This window comes from Klebsiella sp. GW_Kp181 (assembly GCF_040062315.1).
In the GTDB taxonomy this organism is placed as follows: domain Bacteria; phylum Pseudomonadota; class Gammaproteobacteria; order Enterobacterales; family Enterobacteriaceae; genus Klebsiella; species Klebsiella oxytoca.
Genome location: NZ_JBEAFR010000043.1, coordinates 66,374 through 87,433, shown reverse-complemented (window position 1 = coordinate 87,433; position 21,060 = coordinate 66,374). Strand labels below are relative to the sequence as shown.

At 54.9% G+C, this 21,060-nt stretch carries 18 protein-coding genes and 1 pseudogene; 11 read left to right on the top strand and 8 right to left on the bottom strand.

Going from position 1 to position 21,060, the window contains the following annotated elements; genetic code table 11:
- Positions 1–2 precede the first annotated feature (2 nt).
- Genes ABLV11_RS08000 through ABLV11_RS07990 form a run of 3 tightly spaced genes read right to left on the bottom strand, consistent with a single transcriptional unit; the run spans position 3 to position 3,399 of the window.
- Positions 3–965, bottom strand: a complete 963-nt coding sequence (locus ABLV11_RS08000; protein ID WP_023329096.1) for a PfkB family carbohydrate kinase — start codon at positions 963–965, stop codon at positions 3–5.
- Positions 949–2,364 (bottom strand): cytosine permease, encoded by a 1,416-nt coding sequence (locus ABLV11_RS07995; RefSeq protein WP_016808202.1) that lies wholly within the window; start codon positions 2,362–2,364, stop codon positions 949–951. The genes ABLV11_RS08000 and ABLV11_RS07995 overlap by 17 nt, the downstream gene beginning before the upstream one ends.
- An 18-nt stretch (positions 2,365–2,382) precedes the next feature.
- Positions 2,383–3,399: an ADP-ribosylglycohydrolase family protein gene (locus tag ABLV11_RS07990; protein ID WP_126489632.1), complete on the bottom strand. Its 1,017-nt coding sequence runs from the start codon at positions 3,397–3,399 to the stop codon at positions 2,383–2,385.
- A 220-nt stretch (positions 3,400–3,619) separates the two neighbouring features.
- Here ABLV11_RS07990 and ABLV11_RS07985 point away from each other — a divergent pair, with 220 nt between their 5' ends.
- The gene (locus tag ABLV11_RS07985; protein WP_004107628.1) at positions 3,620–4,405 is read left to right on the top strand and encodes a GntR family transcriptional regulator; all 786 of its coding nucleotides are present in this window, start codon (positions 3,620–3,622) and stop codon (positions 4,403–4,405) included.
- A gap of 34 nt (positions 4,406–4,439) precedes the next feature.
- On the opposite strand, the gene ABLV11_RS07980 is transcribed toward ABLV11_RS07985, so the two are convergent.
- From ABLV11_RS07980 to rhlB, 5 genes and pseudogenes are all read right to left on the bottom strand, one after another.
- Positions 4,440–5,162 carry a DUF554 domain-containing protein gene (locus ABLV11_RS07980; protein ID WP_126489631.1) on the bottom strand — a complete coding sequence of 241 codons (723 nt, stop codon included), beginning with the start codon at positions 5,160–5,162 and terminating at the stop codon, positions 4,440–4,442.
- 61 nt (positions 5,163–5,223) lie between these two features.
- Positions 5,224–6,222: an amidohydrolase family protein gene (locus ABLV11_RS07975; protein WP_004116967.1), complete on the bottom strand. Its 999-nt coding sequence runs from the start codon at positions 6,220–6,222 to the stop codon at positions 5,224–5,226.
- Positions 6,223–6,358: 136 nt separating this feature from the next.
- Positions 6,359–7,278 (bottom strand): annotated as a pseudogene (locus tag ABLV11_RS07970) (LysR family transcriptional regulator).
- Positions 7,279–7,296: 18 nt separating this feature from the next.
- A complete protein-coding gene (gppA, locus tag ABLV11_RS07965) occupies positions 7,297–8,805 on the bottom strand; it encodes a guanosine-5'-triphosphate,3'-diphosphate diphosphatase (protein ID WP_163470876.1) in 1,509 nt (502 codons plus the stop codon).
- A gap of 126 nt (positions 8,806–8,931) precedes the next feature.
- Complete coding sequence (gene rhlB / locus ABLV11_RS07960; RefSeq protein WP_126489630.1) at positions 8,932–10,197, bottom strand: ATP-dependent RNA helicase RhlB; 1,266 nt, start codon at positions 10,195–10,197, stop codon at positions 8,932–8,934.
- A 343-nt stretch (positions 10,198–10,540) separates the two neighbouring features.
- On the opposite strand from rhlB, the gene trxA reads away from it, so the two are divergent.
- From trxA to rffA, 10 genes are all read left to right on the top strand, one after another.
- The gene (gene trxA, locus ABLV11_RS07955) at positions 10,541–10,870 is read left to right on the top strand and encodes a thioredoxin TrxA (RefSeq protein ID WP_004097507.1); all 330 of its coding nucleotides are present in this window, start codon (positions 10,541–10,543) and stop codon (positions 10,868–10,870) included.
- Between the two features lie 329 nt (positions 10,871–11,199).
- On the top strand, positions 11,200–12,459 hold the full coding sequence (rho, locus tag ABLV11_RS07950; RefSeq protein WP_002883293.1) for a transcription termination factor Rho: 1,260 nt from the start codon (positions 11,200–11,202) through the stop codon (positions 12,457–12,459).
- Between the two features lie 242 nt (positions 12,460–12,701).
- A complete protein-coding gene (gene wecA, locus ABLV11_RS07945; protein WP_004107647.1) occupies positions 12,702–13,796 on the top strand; it encodes a UDP-N-acetylglucosamine--undecaprenyl-phosphate N-acetylglucosaminephosphotransferase in 1,095 nt (364 codons plus the stop codon).
- 21 nt (positions 13,797–13,817) lie between these two features.
- Complete coding sequence (gene wzzE, locus ABLV11_RS07940) at positions 13,818–14,864, top strand: ECA polysaccharide chain length modulation protein (RefSeq protein ID WP_024274881.1); 1,047 nt, start codon at positions 13,818–13,820, stop codon at positions 14,862–14,864.
- A gap of 56 nt (positions 14,865–14,920) precedes the next feature.
- Complete coding sequence (wecB, locus tag ABLV11_RS07935) at positions 14,921–16,051, top strand: UDP-N-acetylglucosamine 2-epimerase (non-hydrolyzing) (RefSeq protein ID WP_004107651.1); 1,131 nt, start codon at positions 14,921–14,923, stop codon at positions 16,049–16,051.
- A complete protein-coding gene (wecC, locus tag ABLV11_RS07930; protein ID WP_126489629.1) occupies positions 16,048–17,310 on the top strand; it encodes a UDP-N-acetyl-D-mannosamine dehydrogenase in 1,263 nt (420 codons plus the stop codon). Before wecB ends, wecC begins: the two co-directional genes overlap by 4 nt.
- Entirely contained in the window at positions 17,307–18,374 is a 1,068-nt protein-coding gene (gene rffG, locus ABLV11_RS07925; RefSeq protein WP_004116976.1) for a dTDP-glucose 4,6-dehydratase, read from the top strand. Before wecC ends, rffG begins: the two co-directional genes overlap by 4 nt.
- A gap of 17 nt (positions 18,375–18,391) precedes the next feature.
- Positions 18,392–19,273: a glucose-1-phosphate thymidylyltransferase RfbA gene (gene rfbA, locus ABLV11_RS07920; RefSeq protein WP_016808208.1), complete on the top strand. Its 882-nt coding sequence runs from the start codon at positions 18,392–18,394 to the stop codon at positions 19,271–19,273.
- Complete coding sequence (rffC, locus tag ABLV11_RS07915; RefSeq protein WP_004116978.1) at positions 19,251–19,925, top strand: dTDP-4-amino-4,6-dideoxy-D-galactose acyltransferase; 675 nt, start codon at positions 19,251–19,253, stop codon at positions 19,923–19,925. Before rfbA ends, rffC begins: the two co-directional genes overlap by 23 nt.
- A gap of 4 nt (positions 19,926–19,929) precedes the next feature.
- A complete protein-coding gene (rffA, locus tag ABLV11_RS07910) occupies positions 19,930–21,060 on the top strand; it encodes a dTDP-4-amino-4,6-dideoxygalactose transaminase (RefSeq protein ID WP_004116980.1) in 1,131 nt (376 codons plus the stop codon).

Genomic DNA, 21,060 nt, shown 5'->3' with positions numbered 1-21,060 from the left:
GGCTAGCGGCCGTTGCCCTCTCGACGCTGGAACTGGCGTAGCTCTTCGCGATTCGGAGCGCCGTCTGAACCAGGTTTGCTGACAACAATGGCCGCCACTTGATTGCCCAGCCGCGTTGCCTGCTGCAGATCCATCCCGCAGGCCAGCCCGGCGATAGTACCGGCACAGTGGCTGTCTCCTGCGGCAATCGTGTCGTGAACCTGTACACGGTAGGCCGGAATATGCTGCGGTTGCGCGTCAGGTTCAACCACCCACGCGCCATCCTTATCAAACCGACAAATTGCTCGTAGCTGCCAGTCGCTGGCGAGCCGAGTGGCGTCGTCAAGCGTGGCGCCATCCCGATCGTATAAACGCGCGCATAGCACCCTAAGTTCATCGCGATTAAGGGTGAGAACGGGGCGTTTGCGCAGCAGCGCCTGAATAAAGCGAATATCCAGATCGCCCAGGCGTGGGCCAAAATCGACAAACAGCGTTTTATCTTCTGCCTGGGCAAGGAGCCACTGGCGCAGCGCTTCGCTGGCCAGTTCGTAGCCCGAGACGTAAATAATCGCGTCATTCGGCAGCGGTATTTGCGCTAATAGTTCATCAGTCCAGTGCTGTTCGCAGCCCTCAATGGTGATAAACGTCCGCTCTTTGTCGGCTTCAACAAGAGCCAGACACCAGCCGTTATCGTGGGTGGGATGACGTAAGAGGACGGGCAAGTTTTCCAGCGCCATTTTTTGCGCAACGGCCTGCCCCCAGTCGCCATTGCCTACCGGTATGGCGTTAACGGGAAACAGCTCGAGGCGCGAGAGCGCACGGGCGACGTTAAACGCGCAGCCGCCAATCTGCCGTCCGCCGTCGCGGGCGGGGACATCGCTACCGCTTTGCGGCAGCGCATCGAGATGGAGAATTATGTCGCCAAAAGCGGCGCCGATCACCACGATCGGCCGCCGCGGCGATAGCTGGTCAGCGCTGATTGTCACGGCTGTCCCCCTTTTTCGGTCCGAAGACAAGATAGAGCACCAGGCTCAGAATAAAAGAGACGAATAACCCGAGGCTGGAGTCCGCGAAAATGCCGACCGCGAAAGGTCCGTCGATAAACCCGGTTTTAGAGACCATCAACCCCGCCAGCGCGCCGACAATCCAGCAGCCCAGCGCGGTACGGTTGGCACCGCTTTCTCTGAACAAATCAGCTTCAGAATAGCCGACACGGCGGCGCATCCGATAAAAATCGACCATAAAGATGGCGGCCCAGGCGGCAAGAAATACGCCGCAGAAAATCAGAAACGCGATGAACGGCCCGAGAAAATCTTTCGAGACAAACAGCACGTAGAGGGCGATCCCCAGAACCAGCACGGCATCAATGGCTACGGCGGAACGCTGCTGCAGTTTAATTCCCATGCTTAACAGGTTAAGGCTGGCGGAATAGAGACTCAGCACGGCGATAGTCACAACCCCGGCGGTAGCTGCAGCCAGATAGGGGATTGCCATCCATGAAGGCAGCAGTTTACCGATCGCTGAAATGGGGTTTTCGCTGGAGGCCAGATCGGGGATTTGGGCGGTGAGCAGTATTCCGGTCAGCATTAGCAGCAGCAGGGGAAGGGCTGCGCCGCTTACAACGGCGAGGAAAATCCCCTTTTCGCCGGAGTCAGGGCGCTGATCGCGGCTATAGTCGGCGCCGGCGATCGCCCAGCTGATGCCGGTTCCCGCGGCAATAATAGAGACCGCCGGCAAAAAGCCCGTCAGCCAGCTACCTGACGGCAGCGCGAGGATGGCCTGCCAGTCCGCGGTGAAGAGCAGATAAATGACGACCAGCAGCGTCATGGCGCCAAAGATACGGGTGATCCACTTTTGCATCATCAGCACGGCATTTTGGCCGAGCACGCTAACCAGCACGGTCAGGCCGCCAAACAGAAAAAGCGACAGCGCGGTGGTAGTCAGGCTCTCTTCAAAACCCATGGCGGCAAACAGCGCAACGAGGGTGAGCGTACCGGTAATGATATTGACCGACTCCCAGCCCATCAGGTTTACCCAGCAGAAGCTGGTAGGTGCGATGTTGCCGCGCTTGCCAAAAATGACGCGTGAAAGCGTCAGCGTCGTGGTGCGGCCGATTTTTCCGGCGATACTGGTGACGCCGACCAGCGCAAAGGAGGCGACGCCCGCCACGGCGGCAAGAATCGACTGCCAGAAGGAGAGGCCGAACGATACAATGACTGCGCCGTAAACGACGCCAAGAATGCCGATGTTTGCGGCGCACCAGACGAAAAATAGCTGGATCGGTTTTTGTGTCTGGTGGACCGGGGGGACCAGATCAATCCCCAACTCCGCCATTCCGGGATCTGCTGTCTGGATATTTCCATCGTATGAAGCTTTGCTGTCCATATTGATGCCCTCTGTCAATTAAGCGAAGCGGTATCCTGCAAGCCGCTGTGCGTAAGGCGCGAAGTCTATGCTATTGGCCCGATTAATCTGTTGGATATGTTCCTCAGGAAACGCCTCTATGCCATGAAGCGCGCCGCAGATGGCGGTTGCCATCGCGCCTATCGTGTCGGTGTCGCCGCCTAAATTGGCCGCCAGCATAGCGCATTTCATAGGCTGCGTTTTTGCCAGCTCGACCAGCGCAATCGCCGCGGGGACAGACTCGATAATATCCATTCCGGCGCCGATATCCTCATAAATACGTTCAATTCCTGTCAGATGGTCGGTTTCGCTGGCGATCGTGGTCAGCGCGAGATTAATTCGGTTACCGAGAAGTGGACTAAAAGTGGACTCATACTGGCGCTGGGTTTCATTGGCGAGCGATGCCAGCTCCGTTTTAATTAACAGCCATCCGGCTCCTTCAATGGCGCGACTGATCGCCCAGGCGATAACTACCGCGCCGGCGATGGCGATATCTGATTTGTGCGTCGGCAGGCAGGAGAGGCGAACTTGCTCAATGAAAAATGGCTTATTCCGGGTCGGCAGCAGACAGCCCATAGGCGCCACGCGCATTGCCGCACCGTTGGTCACGCCGTTGGCCGCGATCTTATCGAGCGCTTGCCCCTGTTCAAGCGCCAGCAGGGAGGCCTTCGAGGTTGGGCCGAGAATATTTTTTTCAAAAGCCTGGCAGCGTCTGGCCCATAGCAGAATATGCCTGGCAATAGCCAGTGGATCGGTCACGCCGTTGGTTTCATTCAGGGCATCCATTAGTGCGATGCACTGATGGGTGTCATCGGTAAACTCTGCGGCGCGAAATTCGCAGGCCGCAATATTCTCTTTCGGTCCAGGAAGGAAGCGTTCAATCCAACCAAAGTGGTTGATAATGCGGCGTTTAGGCCACAGTTCGGAAGGCATGCCCATCGCATCACCGATGGCTTGCCCGTAAAGACAGCCAAGGATGCGGCTTTCGGCGGTATTAGTAGGGCGAATATCAGACATCGTCGACTCCCGGAAACAAGTGAATAAAAGTTATCCTAAAAATAGATCCAGATTAAGTCCAGTTAAAGTCCTTTATGGTCATGCTGTGATCGCAGGCGCATTCTGCAAGAAAAATGCGGCGCTCAAAAGGGTGGGGAGACGTTATGATGGGGCTACTAATTCCAGTATGGATCCACTAGGATAAATCCACTGCTACTAAATTCCGGAAGGCCACGAAACGATGTCGCAACCGTTGCTTGAGTATATAAAAGGGCGTCTGAATGCAGAGGCCCCCGCGCCGCTTTATATTCAACTTAAACAAGCCATTGAAGCGGCAATGACGGAGCGGCTGCTGACGCACGGCAGTATTTTGCCCTCCGAACGTAAAATGTCGCAGACGCTTGAGCTCTCGCGCGTGACGGTGGTGAAGGCGCTGGATGCCCTGCTGGAAGCCGGGCTGGTGATTAAGCGTCACGGAAAGGGTACCGAGGTCAATTTGCCGGTAAGCTATAACCTTGCCAGCGGGGGATTTTCTGCCCAGCTGCAAAATTCGGGGACGGTATCTAACCGATGGCTGGTGAGGGAAAAACTGGCGGCGGATGATTTTTTGGCTCGTGAACTGGAGATCGCCGTCGGCGATCGGGTGGCGAAAATAAAACGCGTGCGTTTAGTCGATGCGCTTCCGGTCTCCATCGAAACCATGTTTATTCCCGAGCGTTTTTTACCCCGTCCGGATCTGCTTGAAGGGTCGCTGTACGCGCACTGGGCGGAAAATAATATTTTTCCCGATCTCCAGGACTACTCACTCACGGTACATATCCCTTCCGGCGAAGAACTGAATTTGCTCGACCTGCCGCAAGGCGTGCCATTGATGAAAATTACGCTGAAAAGTCGTAATGCTCAGGGAGAGGTGCTTGAGTACGGTACTGCATTTTGCCTGAGCAATTACTTTAACTTTGATTTCCGGGTGAAACTCCAGTCTGCGTCTGGCGGTAAACCGGGCAGCGCTCACAAAAAAGACGCGTAACACCAGCATCCGGGCGATGCTGGTAGCATAGCGTTCAGGCGATCAACTGTTGCCAGGCGGCGGAGAAGGGCATCACCAGCAGTAGCGATGGCAGCATGTTCGCCGTCGGAAAAGCGCGAATCCCGCAGAGTCGAAAGCCCGTTGCCAGCATGATGATGCCGCCGCAGGCAGTAAAATCCGCGATCATTGAAGGGGTGATTAACGCCATAATAACGCTGGCGGCGAAGAAAAGGATCGCGAATACAATAAGCTGGGGCACAAAGATAACGGCGATGATGTACCCCAGCGCGGAGGCAAAAATAGCGGCGGTGAAAAAGTCGAGAATGGATTTGGTGAGCAGTATGGTCGCATCTCCTGTCATACCTTCGGTTAATGTGCCAAAAATACCGGTTCCGCTGGCGCAAAACAGGATCAGTACGGCGATAAACTGATTAGTGAAATCCTGGGGATCAATATCGGCACTGCCTTTGCCGGGAAATACTTTCTCAACGGGGCCCCGAAGCTTTATTCCGGCATTTTCGATAACTTTTTCGATATGCAGCAGGCTACCGATAATGGTGCCGACGATGACAGCCAGGGCAATGGGCGGCAGATTCATCAGCTTATTGAGAAAAAACACGCCCATGCTAATAGAAATTAACCCGGCGATTAAAGGTAAGGTCTTTTTTAAATGTTCGGGAATAAATCGATTGAGCGATGCGCCAAAAATTGCGCCGACAAGTAGCGAGCCACTGCAAACAAAGATTCCTACCGGCATGATATATTCTCCATAAATGAAAGGGCCTGATATCAGGCCCTTTCATTAATACTGGATGGAATTATTTAATATTAAATACGCGGCTGGCATTACCCCAGGCGATTTTATTCTTCAGTTCACTATCCATTTCCAGAGGATCGAACCAATCACAGGCCTGATGAATATCTTCATACGGATAATCGACGGAGAACATCACGCGATCCGGACCCATAATAGCTAGCGCATTTTGCAGAGAGTAGGTATTAAAATGGCCGCTGGTGGTGACGATAAAGTTATTCTGCAAATAGTGCATTAACGGTTTTTCTGCTTTGCCCAGGCCGCAGCCGAAACGCTGACGATAGAGACGGTGTTGGGTGCGTGGCAGCATATGAACCAGGCCTTCGCCTAAGTGACCCAACACCAGATTCAGGTTGGGATAGCGATCGAACAACCCGCTCATCATCAGGCGAATCGCATGAACCGCGGTTTCCTGGGCAAAGCCCCAGGCGGATCCGATCAGGCTTTCATAACCGGTGTAGATGCCGCGCGCCGGGCCTTCTAAGGGCTCACGCGGATGCAGATAAACGGGAACGTTCAGTTCGTTGACTTTATCCCAGAATACCAGCATTGATTCATCATCCAGGTACAGACCGTGCTCGTTATCCTTGACGTTGGTGTAACCGTTAATCAGCGCGCCTTTCATGCCCAATTTTTTTACCGCACGCTCCAGTTCTTCGGCCGCAGCTTCGGGGTTTTGTAATGCCAGAGTAGCGAATGCGCTAAATTTATCCGGATTAGGTTTAACATAATTCTCGATGATGTAGTCGTTGGTTTCGCGCGCAAAAGATACGGCTGTGGCTTTATCCAAAATAGATTGAGCGCCAGGGGAAGTTAGAGAAAGAATAACATGGTCGATATTTCTCTGGGCCATTTCATCCAGTTGATAGCTACGATCTAATAAGCGGCGCTCAACGTCCATCATATATTCAGAACCGTTTCTTGAGGCTTCACCCGTAGAGTCCCAAAGGCTGTTGTTTTTAGGTGTTGAAACGTGTTCTTCTAACGCGATTTTTCCACGCATATTCTATTCCTCTATTTGGTTTTAATATGACCTGATGCGAGGAGAATAGGATTTTTTACGTACTGGCAGCAATAAACAGAATGCAATACAGGGTATCAGAAAAGCTAATACAGCATGACCTCCGGGAGCCGGAAAATTAATAGGGAATTTTGCTACTGCCGGTTGTGGGTAAGTTTACGATCAGCGACCGCAACCAGATGTGCCCGGGATCGCGGTGCAGACGCTGATGCCAGACCTGGCGAATAGCAATTTCCGGCAGCGAAAATGGCAGCGGCCAGCTGCAGCAGGGATAGCGAGTAATAATATGATTTGCCAGCTGCTCGGGGACGACGGCAATCAATTCACTGCCCGCAACCAGCTCGCCTGCGCCTAAAAAGCTGGGAAGAGTGAGGGCGATGCGTCGCGGCATACCGTACTCGTTAAGTAATCTATCGATATCGCCATGCCCGGTCCCGTTGACGTGAACGGCCAGATGCTTTTCCTGGCGCCAGTTCTCGGCGGTAAACGCGGCTCGGATCCGCGGATGGTTTTCTGCTGTCAGGCATACGTAGGATTGATCAAACAGGCGCTGCTGGTAAATGTTATCCGGTAGCTGCCTAAGATAGCCTATAGCTAAATCGCACTTCCCAGACTCAAGCGCACCCAGCGTTTGATCATCGATATTCAGCACCGAAATAGTAATGCCTTCGGCGTTAAGCTGCTGTAGCTGTGCTTGCAACGGCGGCAACAACGTCATCTGGCTGATATCAGTCATGCCGATAGTGAAATTACGTGTGCTGGTTTGGGGGTTAAATTCAGGGTTGCCAGGGAGCTGGTTATCGACCAGTTGAAGAATAGTAAAAACGGTCTGAGCAATATCATCTGCGCGCGGCGTGGGCACCATACGCTGTCCGATTCGCACAAACAGGGGATCGTCGAAATGCTCGCGAAGTTTTTTCAACAATAAGCTGCCGGTCGGCTGGCTGATATTAAGCGCTTCGGCGGCGGGAGAGACATTGCCCAGACGGAAGAGGGCGGAAAAAAACGCAGCGATTTGAAGTCCAGTTCTTCTCGCATGGTATCCCCCTGATTGGGCTATATTGCTGCGCTATCCTCGATAATCTGCAGCGGCCAGTGAACGTAGCTCTGCCACTGGCACTCCTGCTCGACCATTTCCCGACCCAGAGGATGGTTTTCCAGCCATCCCTGCGGCAGGGTCAGCGTCAGGCACTCATCTTCAGCGGCCAGCGTCATCATCGGCAGCAGATCGTCGCGTCGGCGGTTGGCAAATAAAATAGCCAGGCGCAGCAGACGGCACATATGCTCAGCGACTCTCGGCGGCACCGCGTTCTGTTGATGAATGGAAGATAGATCGACGGCGTTGGTTTGGTTTAACAGCAACGTTGCCAGCAGCTTCTTTTGCGCGGGGGTAAAGCCGGGCAGGTCCAGGTTGCGCACCAGCCAGGCGGCGTGCAGCGGCGCCTGTTTGTACTCCACGCTCAAACCGATTTCATGCAACTGGCAGGCGCTTTGCAGCAAATCAAAGCATAACGGCTCAATTTCCCAGCTCTTTTCTACCTGATGAGCGAAATGGGCGGCTAACTGAGCAACGCGCTGTGCCTGCTCGGTATCTACCAAAAACCGGCGCTGAATATTGCGTAACGTACGGCTGCGAATATCCTGATCGACCGACAGATGCAGCATGCCGTAAACGAGGCCTTCGCGCAGCGCCCCGCCCGCGAGAGTCATGCACTGAATATTGAGCTCGCTGAAAATGGCAATCAGAATCGCCAGGCCGCTAGGAAAGACGAGCGCGCGTTCAAGCGTCAGGCCTTCAATTTCGAGCTCTTCCAGACGTCCGCACTGAATCGCGCGCTGTTTGAGCTGCTGTAGCTTGGCTAAGGTGATGCGTTCATCCATCCCCTGCGCCATCATGATTTCCTGTAACGCCTGCACGGTGCCGGATGCGCCGACGCACACTTTCCAACCGTGGTAGCGCAGAACATCGGCGACGGGGCGCAGCACTTCACGCGCAGCGGTTTCGGCCTGGCTAAAGTTCTCTTTGGTCAGGCTGCGATCGGCAAAGTAGCGTTCCAGCCAGGTCACACAGCCCATCGACAGGCTGAAAAGCGAGGTCGTTTGCGCACCGGTGCCGGTAACCAGTTCGGTACTGGCGCCGCCAATATCCACAACCAGACGCTGATCTGCACCGCCGGTTGTATGGGCCACGCCCTGATAAATCAGGCGTGCTTCCTCTTCACCGCTGATAACCTGCACCGGGCAGCCGAGAATGTCCCGCGCTTTCTCCAGAAACTCGCCGGCGTTCACCGCCAGCCGCAGCGTCGCGGTAGCCACCACGCGGGTTTGCGCCGGAGGAATATCCTGCAAACGCTCGGCAAACAGGCGTAAACATTGCCAGCCGCGTTCCATAGCTTCCGCAGAGAGCGTGTTGTCGCTGTTCAGGCCTGCGGCCAGACGTACTTTGCGTTTGATGCGACTCAGGGTCTGGATGCTTCCGGCCACCTCGCGTACAACCAGCATATGAAAGCTATTAGATCCCAGATCGATAGCGGCATAGAGCGAGGTGGAACTCATACACTTCATCTTTCAAACTGCCTCTGTGTTGGCTGCGTTCTCTGTACCCGAATCGCTGACCAGCGTCAGCTTGTTGCGATTCGCTTTCTTGCGGCCTTGATGCTGCTTGAACGATTTTGTGTATGGCATATTTCTTTAACCTGAACGACGACGATTACGTGGCGGACCGTTGCGGCGCGGGCCGTTGCCCGGACGCGGGCGCGTGAGGCGCAGCGGCTTAGGCAGGTCAGTCATGAGCGCGTCCGAATTGTATTTGCTCACCGGAATCGAATGACCAATATAGGTTTCAATCGCCGGAAGGTTCAGCGCGTACTCTTCACAGGCCAGGCTGATGGAGTGACCGCTGGCGCCAGCGCGGCCGGTACGGCCAATACGGTGAACGTAGTCTTCGCAATCGTCCGGCAGATCGTAGTTAAAGACGTGCGTCACGGCTGGAATATGCAGACCGCGAGCAGCTACGTCGGTTGCGACCAGAATATCGATATCGCCGCGGGTAAATTCGTCAAGAATACGCAGACGTTTTTTCTGCGCGACGTCGCCGGTTAACAGGCCAACGCGATGGCCGTCCGCTGCCAGGTGACCCCAGATATCTTCACAGCGATGCTTGGTATTGGCGAAAATAATCGCGCGATCGGGCCACTCTTCTTCCAGCAGCGTCTGCAGCAGGCGCATTTTTTCTTCATTGGAAGGGTAGAACAGTTCTTCTTTAATACGGTGGCCGGTTTTCTGCTCTGGCTCAACTTCAACGTACTCGGCGTTGTTCATTTGTTCGAACGCCAGTTCACGTACGCGATAAGAAAGGGTGGCGGAGAAAAGCATGTTCAGGCGCTGATTCGCGGGCGGCATACGGCGGAACAGCCAACGAATATCTTTAATAAAGCCGAGATCGTACATGCGATCGGCTTCGTCGAGCACGACAACCTGAATAGCGCCGAGGTTAATATGGTTCTGTTTAGCGTAATCGATAAGGCGACCGGTGGTACCGATCAGAATATCCACGCCGCTTTCCAGCACTTTCAGCTGCTTATCGTAGCCGTCGCCGCCGTACGCGAGTCCCAGCTTCAGACCGGTCGCCTGCGCCAGTGGTTCAGCGTCGGCATGGATCTGTACCGCCAGTTCACGCGTCGGCGCCATGATTAGCGCCCGCGGCTGATTGACCTGACGGTCAACGATAGCCGGGTGTGTGAGAAGATAATGAAACGTTGACGTCAGAAACGCCATCGTTTTACCGGTACCGGTTTGCGCCTGCCCGGCGACATCGCGACCTTCCAGCGTTAGCGGGAGGGCGAGGGCCTGAATGGGTGTGCAATTATGAAACCCTTTCTTTTCAAGGGCTTCAATCACTGCCGGGTGCAGGGCGAAGTCGGAAAACTTCTGTTCTGTTAAATGTGTTTTGCTCATAGTGTGGTAGAATATCAGCTAACTATTGCATTAAGAAAGCGTATCCGGTGAAATAACGTCAACCTTTCGTTGGCTATGTATGAAATTATTCAAGGTGCGTCTGCGGCAACTGAACGAATCTTCGAAAGCTTAGACTACTAAGCAAGGCGAGGGTGACAAATCTGCGATAAGCCGGTTTGAACGCTGGTTGCTTTAACTTCTGTGGGACAAAGTTCATGATGGACATTGTGACGCAGAGCGTTATAAAAGAGGCATTCTGAAGAACAGCGTGCATAACGTAGCATTGACACGTCGTTGATGACTGCGACACCAACACACCAGGCTTATTCCTGTGGAGTTAAATATGAGCGATAAAATTATTCACCTGACTGACGACAGTTTTGACACGGACGTACTCAAGGCTGACGGGCTAACCCTCGTCGATTTCTGGGCAGAGTGGTGTGGTCCGTGCAAAATGATCGCCCCGATTCTGGATGAGATCGCTGAAGAGTATCAGGGCAAACTGACCATTGCGAAGCTGAACATCGATCAGAACCCGGGTACTGCGCCGAAATACGGCATTCGCGGCATCCCGACCCTGCTGCTGTTCAAAAATGGTGAAGTTGCAGCGACTAAAGTCGGCGCGCTGTCTAAAGGCCAGCTGAAAGAGTTCCTTGACGCCAACCTGGCGTAAGCGGCTTGCTGTTCCGGCGTCCAGGCTCCTATTTTTTGCGGATCTCTGGACGCCCGGCGAGAGTCGTGCTAAGTTAATCTCAGACTTCGTTTTAAACATACCTTTGTTTGAATCTTGTTTTACCCAAAGCGTCCCGCAAAAATGCGCGTGAGGCTTATAATCCGGGCTTATCACTCATTCCGTTTAGTCGTTTCAGTTCTGCGTTCTTTCCTGTGACCAGGCAACGTACAGACACGAGATGAAGGCCGTTAACAGGCATGGATGTTCCTGCCATACCATTCACAACATTAAGTTCGAGAATTACCCCGAGTTTAAGAACCCACACCATTATGAATCTTACCGAATTAAAGAATACGCCGGTTTCTGAGCTGATTACTCTCGGCGAAAATATGGGGCTGGAAAACCTGGCCCGTATGCGTAAGCAGGATATTATTTTTGCCATCCTCAAGCAGCATTCGAAGAGTGGCGAAGATATCTTTGGCGATGGCGTACTGGAGATACTGCAGGATGGATTTGGTTTCCTCCGTTCAGCAGACAGCTCCTACCTCGCCGGTCCCGACGACATCTACGTATCTCCCAGCCAAATCCGCCGCTTCAACCTCCGCACTGGTGACACCATTTCCGGTAAGATTCGTCCTCCTAAAGAGGGTGAGCGTTACTTTGCGTTGTTGAAAGTTAACGAAGTTAACTACGATAAGCCGGAAAACGCCCGTAACAAGATTCTGTTTGAGAACTTAACCCCGCTGCACGCAAATTCACGTCTGCGTATGGAACGCGGTAATGGCTCAACGGAAGACTTAACCGCTCGCGTGCTGGATCTGGCATCGCCGATCGGCCGCGGTCAGCGTGGTCTGATTGTTGCGCCGCCGAAGGCGGGTAAAACCATGCTGCTGCAGAATATTGCGCAGAGCATTGCGTACAACCATCCTGATTGCGTGCTGATGGTACTGCTGATCGACGAACGTCCGGAAGAAGTGACCGAGATGCAGCGTCTGGTTAAAGGCGAAGTGGTTGCTTCTACCTTTGACGAACCGGCCTCTCGCCACGTTCAGGTTGCCGAAATGGTTATCGAGAAGGCGAAGCGTCTGGTTGAACACAAGAAAGACGTTATCATCCTCCTCGACTCGATTACCCGTCTGGCGCGCGCCTACAACACCGTAGTTCCGGCTTCCGGTAAAGTGTTGACCGGTGGTGTGGACGCCAACGCCCTGCATCGTCCGAAGCGTTTCTTCGGCGCCGCGCGTAACGTGGAAGAGGGCGGTAGCCTGACCATCATCGCAACAGCGCTGATCGATACCGGTTCTAAAATGGACGAAGTTATCTACGAAGAGTTTAAAGGCACCGGTAACATGGAGCTTCACCTCTCACGTAAGATCGCTGAGAAACGCGTCTTCCCGGCTATCGACTACAACCGTTCCGGTACCCGTAAAGAAGAGCTGCTTACCACTCAGGAAGAGCTGCAGAAGATGTGGATCCTGCGTAAAATCATTCACCCGATGGGTGAAATCGACGCGATGGAATTCCTCATCAATAAACTGGCGATGACCAAAACTAACGACGACTTCTTCGATATGATGAAGCGCTCGTAAGTTAAAAAAGCCAGAGAACGCCACGCTATTGCGTGGCGTTTTGTTTTCCGGGTTTGTATGATCCAGGAAGGGAAAACAAAATGGGCGTTAACGTATGATGTGCGCAGCAGGATGGCAGGCAGAGACAGCTTTAACAGTCTAAAATTTCTACAATAAATTTGTAATGTTCTGCTTTGCCCCTTCTGGAGTTGAGGCATCGTCGTTATACTTCCCGGATTAACTATGCTGAGAGCACATGCGTTGTGAATTTACTCACTGCTATTACTGAATTAATCAGTATTTTCTTATTCACCACCCTGTTTATATTTGTCGCCCGCAAGGCGGCAAAAAGAGTTGGGCTCGTGGATAAACCTAACTATCGTAAACGGCATCAGGGTTTGATTCCGTTAGTCGGTGGTATTTCAGTTTTCGCAGGTATTTGTTTTACGTTTGCCATCGCCGATTATTACATTCCCCACGCAAAGTTATACCTGGGGTGTGCCGGGGTGCTTGTGCTGGTCGGCGCGTTAGACGACCGCTTTGATATCAGCGTAAAAATTCGCGCGGTAATTCAGGCCGCCATCGCCGTCATTATGATGATGGTGGGAAATCTTCATCTAAGTAGCCTCGGCTTTATATTTGGCTCATGGGAGCTGGTGCTCGGCCCCTTTGGCTTCTTCCTCACGCTTTTCGCCGTTTGGGCCGCGATCAACGCCTTCAATATGGTTGATGGCATCGATGGCCTGCTGGGCGGCCTCTCCTCCGTCTCTTTTGCGGCAACCGGTATCATTCTGTGGTTTGATGGCCAGTACAGCCTGGCAATGTGGTGTTTTGCGATGATTGCCGCCATTTTGCCCTATATTTTACTTAACCTCGGGGCGCTTGGCCGTCGCTATAAAGTCTTTATGGGTGACGCCGGCAGCACCATGATTGGCTTCACTATCATCTGGATCCTGCTGGAGACCACGCAGGGAAAGACGCATCCCATTAGCCCTGTCACTGCGCTATGGATTATTGCGATCCCGTTGATGGATATGGTGGCGATTATGTACCGCCGCCTGCGTAAAGGAATGAGTCCGTTCTCCCCGGACCGTCAGCATATTCATCACTTGATCATGCGCGCCGGGTTTACTTCCCGCCAGGCATTCGTGCTGATCACCCTGGCCGCCGCGCTGCTGGCGCTGGTTGGGGTGGCAGCGGAATACACCCGTATTGTTCCTGAATGGGTGATGTTAATACTCTTTTTGGTGGCCTTCTTTCTTTATGGCTACTGTATTAAACGCGCCTGGAAAGTGGCGCGCATGGTTAAGCGCATTAGACGCAGAATACGGCGACACAGCGGCAATAATCCAAATTAACCAAGTCAATCTGGGGACGTGATGACTCAACCATTACCGGGAGCACAAACAGTGAACGTTGAGAATGAGCTGGATATTCGCGGGCTGTTTCGCGCCCTGTGGGCAGGAAAAAGCTGGATAGCAGGTTTCGCGGTGCTCTTTGCACTGATTGTTCTGGTCTATACCTTCTTTGCTCGCCAGGAGTGGAGCGCGACGGCAATTACCGACCGGCCGACGGTGAACATGCTGGGCGGGTACTATTCGCAACAGCAGTTTTTACGCAATCTCGATATCAAGGCCAATCTCGTCTCGGTCGATCAACCTTCGGTAATGGATGAAGCGTATAAAGAGTTCATTATGCAGCAGGCGTCATGGGATACCCGCCGCGATTTCTGGCTGCAAACGGACTACTACAAGCAGCGCCAGTCGGGTAACGCCCGCGCCGATGCCGCTTTGCTGGACGATCTGATTAACGACATTCAGTTTATGCCTGGCGATGCGCTCAAAAGCGTTAACGACAGCGTGAAGCTGACGGCGGAAACCGCCCCGGATGCCAATAATCTGCTGCGTCAGTATGTCGCCTTCGCCAGCCAGCGCGCGGCGGGTCACCTGAATGACGAGCTTAAGGGCGCCTGGGCCGCGCGAACCGTGCAGATGAAAGCGCAGGTTAAGCGCCAGGAAGAGGTGGCGCGCGAAATTTTCAATCGCCGCATGCATAGCGTGGAGCAGGCGCTGAAAGTCGCCCAGCAACACAATATTTCCCGCAGCGAAACCGACATTCCACCAGACCAGCTGCCGGATTCCGAACTGTTTTTACTGGGCCGGCCGATGCTGCAGGCCCGTCTGGAAAATCTGCAGGCGGTCGGGCCGCAGTACGATCTTGATTATGACCAAAGCCGCGCCATGTTAACGACGTTAAACGTGGGACCGACCCTGGACCCGCGTTTTCAGACTTACAGGTATTTGCGAACGCCTGAAGAACCGGTAAAACGCGATAGCCCGCGCCGCGCGTTTCTGATGGTGATGTGGGGGATTGTGGGCGCGCTCATCGGCGCAGGCGTTGCGTTAACGCGTCGCCGTGTCCAGTGAATGCGACCTGTGGTGAAGGACATCCAGCCTTCATCGCCTAATCGAAGAGAATCGATGTGAAAGTACTAACGGTATTTGGCACGAGACCAGAAGCCATCAAAATGGCGCCTCTGGTTCATGCGCTGGCAAGGGATCCTCATTTTGAGGCGAAAGTTTGCGTGACCGCGCAGCATCGGGAGATGCTCGATCAGGTGTTGAAACTTTTTTCTATTGTTCCGGACTACGACCTTAACATCATGCAGCCGGGTCAGGGGTTGACGGAGATTACCTGCCGCATCCTTGAGGGCTTAAAGCCGGTGCTGGAGTCGTTTAAGCCAGATGTGGTGCTGGTGCATGGCGATACCACCACGACGATGGCGGCAAGCCTTGCCGCTTTCTATCAGCGCATTCCGGTGGGGCACGTGGAAGCCGGACTGCGCACGGGCGATCTGAGCTCGCCGTGGCCGGAAGAGGGGAACCGCACGTTGACCGGGCATCTGGCAACGTACCATTTTGCGCCGACGGAAACCTCGCGGCAGAACCTGCTGCGGGAAAATATTGCCGATAATCGGATCACGATAACCGGCAATACGGTTATTGATGCGCTGTTTTGGGTGCGCGATCGGGTACTGAGCGATGAAGCGCTGCGTAACGAGCTGACTCAGCGTTATCCTTTTCTCGCCAACGGTAAGAAGATGATTCTGGTCACCGGGCATCGTCGGGAAAGCTTTGGCCGCGGTTTTGAGCAAATCTGCCACGCGCTGGCAGAGATCGCTGCCAATAACCCGGACGTACAGATTGTTTATCCGGTGCATCTGAACCCGAACGTCAGCGAACCGGTTAACCGTATTCTCGGCCACGTTGAGAACGTCATGCTTATTGAGCCGCAGGATTATCTGCCGTTCGTCTGGCTGATGAATCGCGCGTGGTTGATTCTGACCGATTCCGGCGGTATCCAGGAAGAGGCGCCATCGCTCGGCAAACCGGTGCTGGTAATGCGCGAAATGACCGAGCGTCCGGAAGCGGTCAGCGCGGGAACCGTATGCCTGGTGGGTACCGACAGCCAGCGCATCGTCAATGAAGTCACGCGCTTGCTGCATGATGAGTCCGCCTGGCAGGCCATGAGCCGGGCGCATAACCCGTACGGCGATGGACAAGCGTGTCATCGTATTTTGTCTGCACTTAAAAATAATCAGGTAACGCTATGAATTTTTCTACCATTTCAGTGATTGGCCTTGGATATATTGGCCTGCCAACCGCTGCCGCGTTCGCCTCCCGGCAAAAGCGGGTGGTCGGCGTTGATGTCAATCAACACGCCGTGGAGACCATTAACCGTGGTGAAATTCATATCGTGGAGCCGGATCTGGCGAGCGTCGTTAAAACGGCGGTCGAGCAGGGCTATCTGAGCGCCACCACCGCGCCAGTAGAAGCTGACGCCTATCTGATTGCGGTGCCGACGCCGTTTAAAGACCTGCACGAACCGGATATGGTTTTCGTCGAGTCGGCGGCTAAATCTATCGCGCCGACGCTGAAGAAAGGTTCGCTGGTTATCCTCGAGTCCACTTCGCCGGTAGGTTCAACCGAACAGATGGCGGAATGGCTGGCGGAAATGCGCCCCGATTTGAGCTTCCCACAGCAGGCTGGCGAAGCGGCGGACGTGAATATCGCCTACTGCCCGGAGCGCGTTTTGCCGGGTCAGGTCATGGTTGAGCTGATCAAAAACGATCGCGTGATCGGGGGGATGTCGCCGGTTTGCTCAGCCCGCGCCAGCGAGCTGTATAAAATTTTCCTCGAAGGCGAATGTGTGGTGACTAACTCTCGCACCGCCGAAATGTGCAAGCTGACAGAAAACAGCTTCCGCGACGTTAATATCGCTTTTGCCAATGAACTTTCGCTGATTTGCGCCGATCAGGGGATTAACGTCTGGGAACTGATTCGCCTGGCGAATCGCCATCCGCGCGTGAACATTCTCCAGCCCGGTCCGGGCGTTGGCGGTCACTGCATCGCGGTCGACCCGTGGTTTATCGTGGCGCAAAACCCGCAGCAGGCGCGGCTTATCCGTACCGCGCGTGAAGTTAACGACCATAAACCAGAGTGGGTGATCGATGAAGTTAAAGCGCGGGTCGCCGACTGTCTTGCCGCCAGCAACAAACGCGCCAGCGAGATAAAAATCGCCTGCTTTGGCCTGGCGTTTAAGCCGAATATTGATGATCTGCGCGAAAGCCCGGCCATGGCCATTGCCGCACAAATCGCCCGCTGGCACGGCGGCGAAACCCTGGTTGTTGAGCCGAATATCCACCAGTTGCCGAAGAAGCTTGATGGCTTGTGCGCACTGGCATCGCTCGACGAAGCGCTGGCGAGCGCCGATGTGCTGGTGATGCTGGTCGATCATAAAGAATTTAAAGCGATTAGCGGGGATAGCGTCAGCCAGCAGTTTATCGTCGATACCAAAGGGGTCTGGCGGTGAGAACGATTCTGGTCACCGGCGGCGCCGGTTTTATCGGTTCTGCGGTGGTGCGTGAAATCATCACTGCAACCAGCGATAACGTGGTGGTGGTTGATAAGCTGACCTACGCGGGGAATCTGATGTCGCTGGCGCCTGTCGCCGGGGATCCGCGTTTTGCTTTTGAACAGGTGGATATCTGCGATCGCGCTGAACTGGACCGGGTATTTCGCCACTATCAGCCCGATACGGTGATGCATCTGGCCGCTGAAAGCCACGTTGACCGCTCAATTGACGGCCCGGCGGCGTTTATCGAAACCAACATTGTCGGTACCTGGACGCTGCTGGAAGCGGCCAGGGCCTGGTGGAATACGCTGGCGAACGATAAAAAATCCGCCTTTCGTTTCCACCACATCTCAACGGATGAGGTCTATGGCGATCTGCACGATAGCGGCGCGTTTTTTACCGAAACCACGCCCTATGCGCCCAGCAGCCCCTATTCGGCGTCGAAAGCCAGCAGCGATCATCTGGTGCGCGCCTGGAAGAGAACCTATGGCCTGCCGACGCTGGTCACCAACTGCTCGAATAACTACGGACCGTATCATTTTCCGGAAAAACTGATCCCGCTGACTATCCTGAACGCGCTGGCGGGTAAACCGCTGCCGGTTTATGGCAACGGGCAGCAGATCCGCGACTGGCTGTACGTTGAAGATCACGCCAGGGCGCTCTATCGGGTGGCAACGAGCGGTGAGCCGGGCGAAACTTACAATATCGGCGGCCATAACGAGCGGAAAAATATTGAGGTAGTGGAAACCATTTGCGATCTGCTGGAAGAGCTGGCGCCGCGCAAACCGGAAGGCCTTGCGCGCTATCGCGATCTCATCACCTTTGTTGCCGATCGTCCCGGCCACGACCTGCGCTACGCTATTGATGCGGCGAAAATAGCGCGTGAACTGGGCTGGACGCCGGCCGAAACGTTCACCAGCGGGATGCGCAAAACCGTTGCGTGGTACCTGGCTAATGAAGCCTGGTGGCAGCAGGTGCTGGACGGCAGCTATCAGGGTGAACGCCTGGGGCTGCAAGCCTGAGCGCTTGAGGGGGTAAAATGAAAGGTATTATTCTGGCAGGCGGATCGGGTACCCGCCTGCATCCGATCACGCGCGGCGTTTCAAAACAGCTGCTACCCATCTACGATAAGCCGATGATCTACTATCCGCTCTCGGTGCTGATGCTGGCCGGGATTCGCGAAGTGCTGATCATTACCACCCCGGACGACCAGCGCGATTTCCAGCGCCTGCTTGGCGATGGTTCGGAGTTCGGCGTTCAGCTCAGCTACGCCGCGCAGCCAAGCCCGGACGGGCTGGCGCAGGCCTTTATCATCGGCGAGGCGTTCCTCAAGGGTGAGCCCTCATGCCTGGTGCTCGGCGATAATATCTTTTTCGGCCAGGGCTTTAGCCCGAAGCTCCGTAGCGTCGCGTCCCGCACTTCCGGGGCGACGGTGTTTGGTTATCAAGTGATGGACCCGGAACGCTTTGGCGTGGTGGAATTTGATGACGATTTCCGCGCGATTTCGCTGGAGGAGAAGCCAAAGCAGCCCAAATCCAACTGGGCGGTAACCGGCCTCTATTTCTACGACGGTAAAGTCGCGGAATACGCAAAACGGGTTAAACCCTCGGCGCGCGGCGAACTGGAGATCACCTCCATCAATCAAATGTATCTCGACGATGGCGCGCTAACGGTTGAGCTGCTGGGCCGCGGTTTTGCCTGGCTCGATACCGGCACGCACGATAGCCTGATCGAAGCCAGCATGTTTGTGCAAACGGTGGAAAAGCGTCAGGGTTTCAAGATTGCCTGCCTGGAAGAGATCGCCTGGCGAAACGGCTGGCTGGACGACGACGGCGTGAAGCGCGCGGCGAAACGGCTGGAAAAAACCGGCTACGGTCAATACTTACTGGATTTACTCCGTGCCCGCCCGCGCCAGTATTGAGTCCCTGGAGTGGGAGAACCGCTTCTTCGGCGTCAATAGCGCTATCCTGCGCTTTGGCGATGATGCGCCGCCGCTGACGGTGGACGCGCTGGCGAACTGGTCGCGGGTACAGGCGAAAGTTGCGGCGGATGATACCGCACGCCTGGATGCGCTGCAGGCATTTGGCTTCCGACTGGTGGAGGGCGAGGTCGATCTCGCGCTTTCGCCAGCCGCTTATGGTGATAGTGGCGCCGAGCCGGCGACCGAGGCGGATATTCCCCGGCTGCGTGAACTGGCAGCGCTGGCCTTTGCGCAGAGCCGTTTTCGCGCGCCCTGGTACGCAGCCGATGCCAGCGGCCGTTTCTATGCCCAGTGGATTGAAAATGCGGTGCGCGGCACCTTCGATCATCAGTGTCTGGTGTTTCGCGCCCCTGGCGGCGATATCCGCGCGTTTGTCTCCCTGCGCCAGCTCAGCGCGCACGAGGCAAGGATTGGCCTGCTGGCCGGACGCGGAGCCGGAGCGGAATTAATGCAGGCAGCTCAGGGCTGGACCGCGCTGCGCGGGCTGAAGACACTGCGGGTGGCGACCCAGATGGGCAACACCGCCGCGCTTAAACGTTACATTCTTAGCGGTGCGAATGTCGAAAGCACCGCGTACTGGTTATACAGGTGACATGATGATTCCATTTAACGCGCCGCCGGTGGTGGGAACCGAGCTTGATTATATGCAGTCCGCGATGGGAAGCGGCAAGCTGTGCGGCGATGGCGGTTTTACCCGCCGCTGCCAGCAGTGGATGGAGCAGCGCTTCGGTACTGCCAAAGCCCTGCTGACGCCTTCCTGCACCGCTTCGCTGGAAATGGCGGCGCTGCTGCTGGATATCCAGCCGGGCGATGAAGTGATTATGCCGAGCTATACCTTCGTCTCCACCGCCAACGCCTTTGTGCTGCGTGGCGCAAAAATCGTCTTCGTTGATATTCGTCGCGATACCATGAATATTGATGAAACGCTGATTGAAGCGGCGATCACCGACAAAACCCGCGCGATTGTGCCGGTCCACTACGCCGGCGTGGCCTGCGAAATGGACACCATTATGGCTATCGCCAGCAAACATAATCTGTTTGTCGTGGAAGATGCCGCTCAGGGCGTGATGTCGACCTATAAAGGCCGGGCGCTCGGTACTATCGGCCATATTGGCTGCTTCAGCTTCCATGAAACCAAAAACTACACCGCGGGCGGTGAAGGCGGCGCGACGCTGATTAACGATCGCAAGCTGGTAGAGCGCGCGGAGATCATTCGAGAAAAAGGCACCAACCGCAGCCAGTTTTTCCGTGGTCTGGTGGATAAATACACCTGGCGCGATATCGGCTCCAGCTACCTGATGTCCGATTTACAGGCGGCCTACCTGTGGGCGCAGCTGGAAGCGGCGGAGCGAATTAACCAGCAGCGCCTGGCGCTGTGGCAGAACTACTACGAGGCCCTGCTGCCGCTGGCGCGCGCCGGGCGTATCGATCTGCCGATCGTGCCTGCCGACTGCGGGCACAATGCGCATATGTTCTACATCAAGCTGCGCGATATTGACGATCGCAGTAAGCTGATTGCCTGGCTGAAAGAGGCGGAGATTCTGGCCGTGTTCCACTATATTCCGCTGCATAGCTGCCCGGCCGGGGAGAACTTCGGCGTGTTCCACGGGACGGATCGCTTCACGACTCAGGAGAGCGAACGCCTGCTGCGTTTGCCGTTATTCTACAACCTGTCGAGCGTAAACCAGCGCACGGTGATTAACTCGCTGCTGAGCTATTTCTCCTGA

Bases quoted from the DNA above. Each gene is read 5' to 3' on its own strand.
- ABLV11_RS07995 (WP_016808202.1), bottom strand. From the start codon at position 2,364: ATGGACAGCAAAGCTTCATACGATGGAAATATCCAGACAGCAGATCCC.
- ABLV11_RS07990 (WP_126489632.1), bottom strand. From the start codon at position 3,399: ATGTCTGATATTCGCCCTACTAATACCGCCGAAAGCCGCATCCTTGGC.
- ABLV11_RS07985 (WP_004107628.1), top strand. From the start codon at position 3,620: ATGTCGCAACCGTTGCTTGAGTATATAAAAGGGCGTCTGAATGCAGAG.
- ABLV11_RS07980 (WP_126489631.1), bottom strand. From the start codon at position 5,162: ATGCCGGTAGGAATCTTTGTTTGCAGTGGCTCGCTACTTGTCGGCGCA.
- ABLV11_RS07975 (WP_004116967.1), bottom strand. From the start codon at position 6,222: ATGCGTGGAAAAATCGCGTTAGAAGAACACGTTTCAACACCTAAAAAC.
- gppA (WP_163470876.1), bottom strand. From the start codon at position 8,805: ATGAAGTGTATGAGTTCCACCTCGCTCTATGCCGCTATCGATCTGGGA.
- rhlB (WP_126489630.1), bottom strand. From the start codon at position 10,197: ATGAGCAAAACACATTTAACAGAACAGAAGTTTTCCGACTTCGCCCTG.
- trxA (WP_004097507.1), top strand. From the start codon at position 10,541: ATGAGCGATAAAATTATTCACCTGACTGACGACAGTTTTGACACGGAC.
- rho (WP_002883293.1), top strand. From the start codon at position 11,200: ATGAATCTTACCGAATTAAAGAATACGCCGGTTTCTGAGCTGATTACT.
- wzzE (WP_024274881.1), top strand. From the start codon at position 13,818: ATGACTCAACCATTACCGGGAGCACAAACAGTGAACGTTGAGAATGAG.
- wecC (WP_126489629.1), top strand. From the start codon at position 16,048: ATGAATTTTTCTACCATTTCAGTGATTGGCCTTGGATATATTGGCCTG.
- rfbA (WP_016808208.1), top strand. From the start codon at position 18,392: ATGAAAGGTATTATTCTGGCAGGCGGATCGGGTACCCGCCTGCATCCG.
- rffA (WP_004116980.1), top strand. From the start codon at position 19,930: ATGATTCCATTTAACGCGCCGCCGGTGGTGGGAACCGAGCTTGATTAT.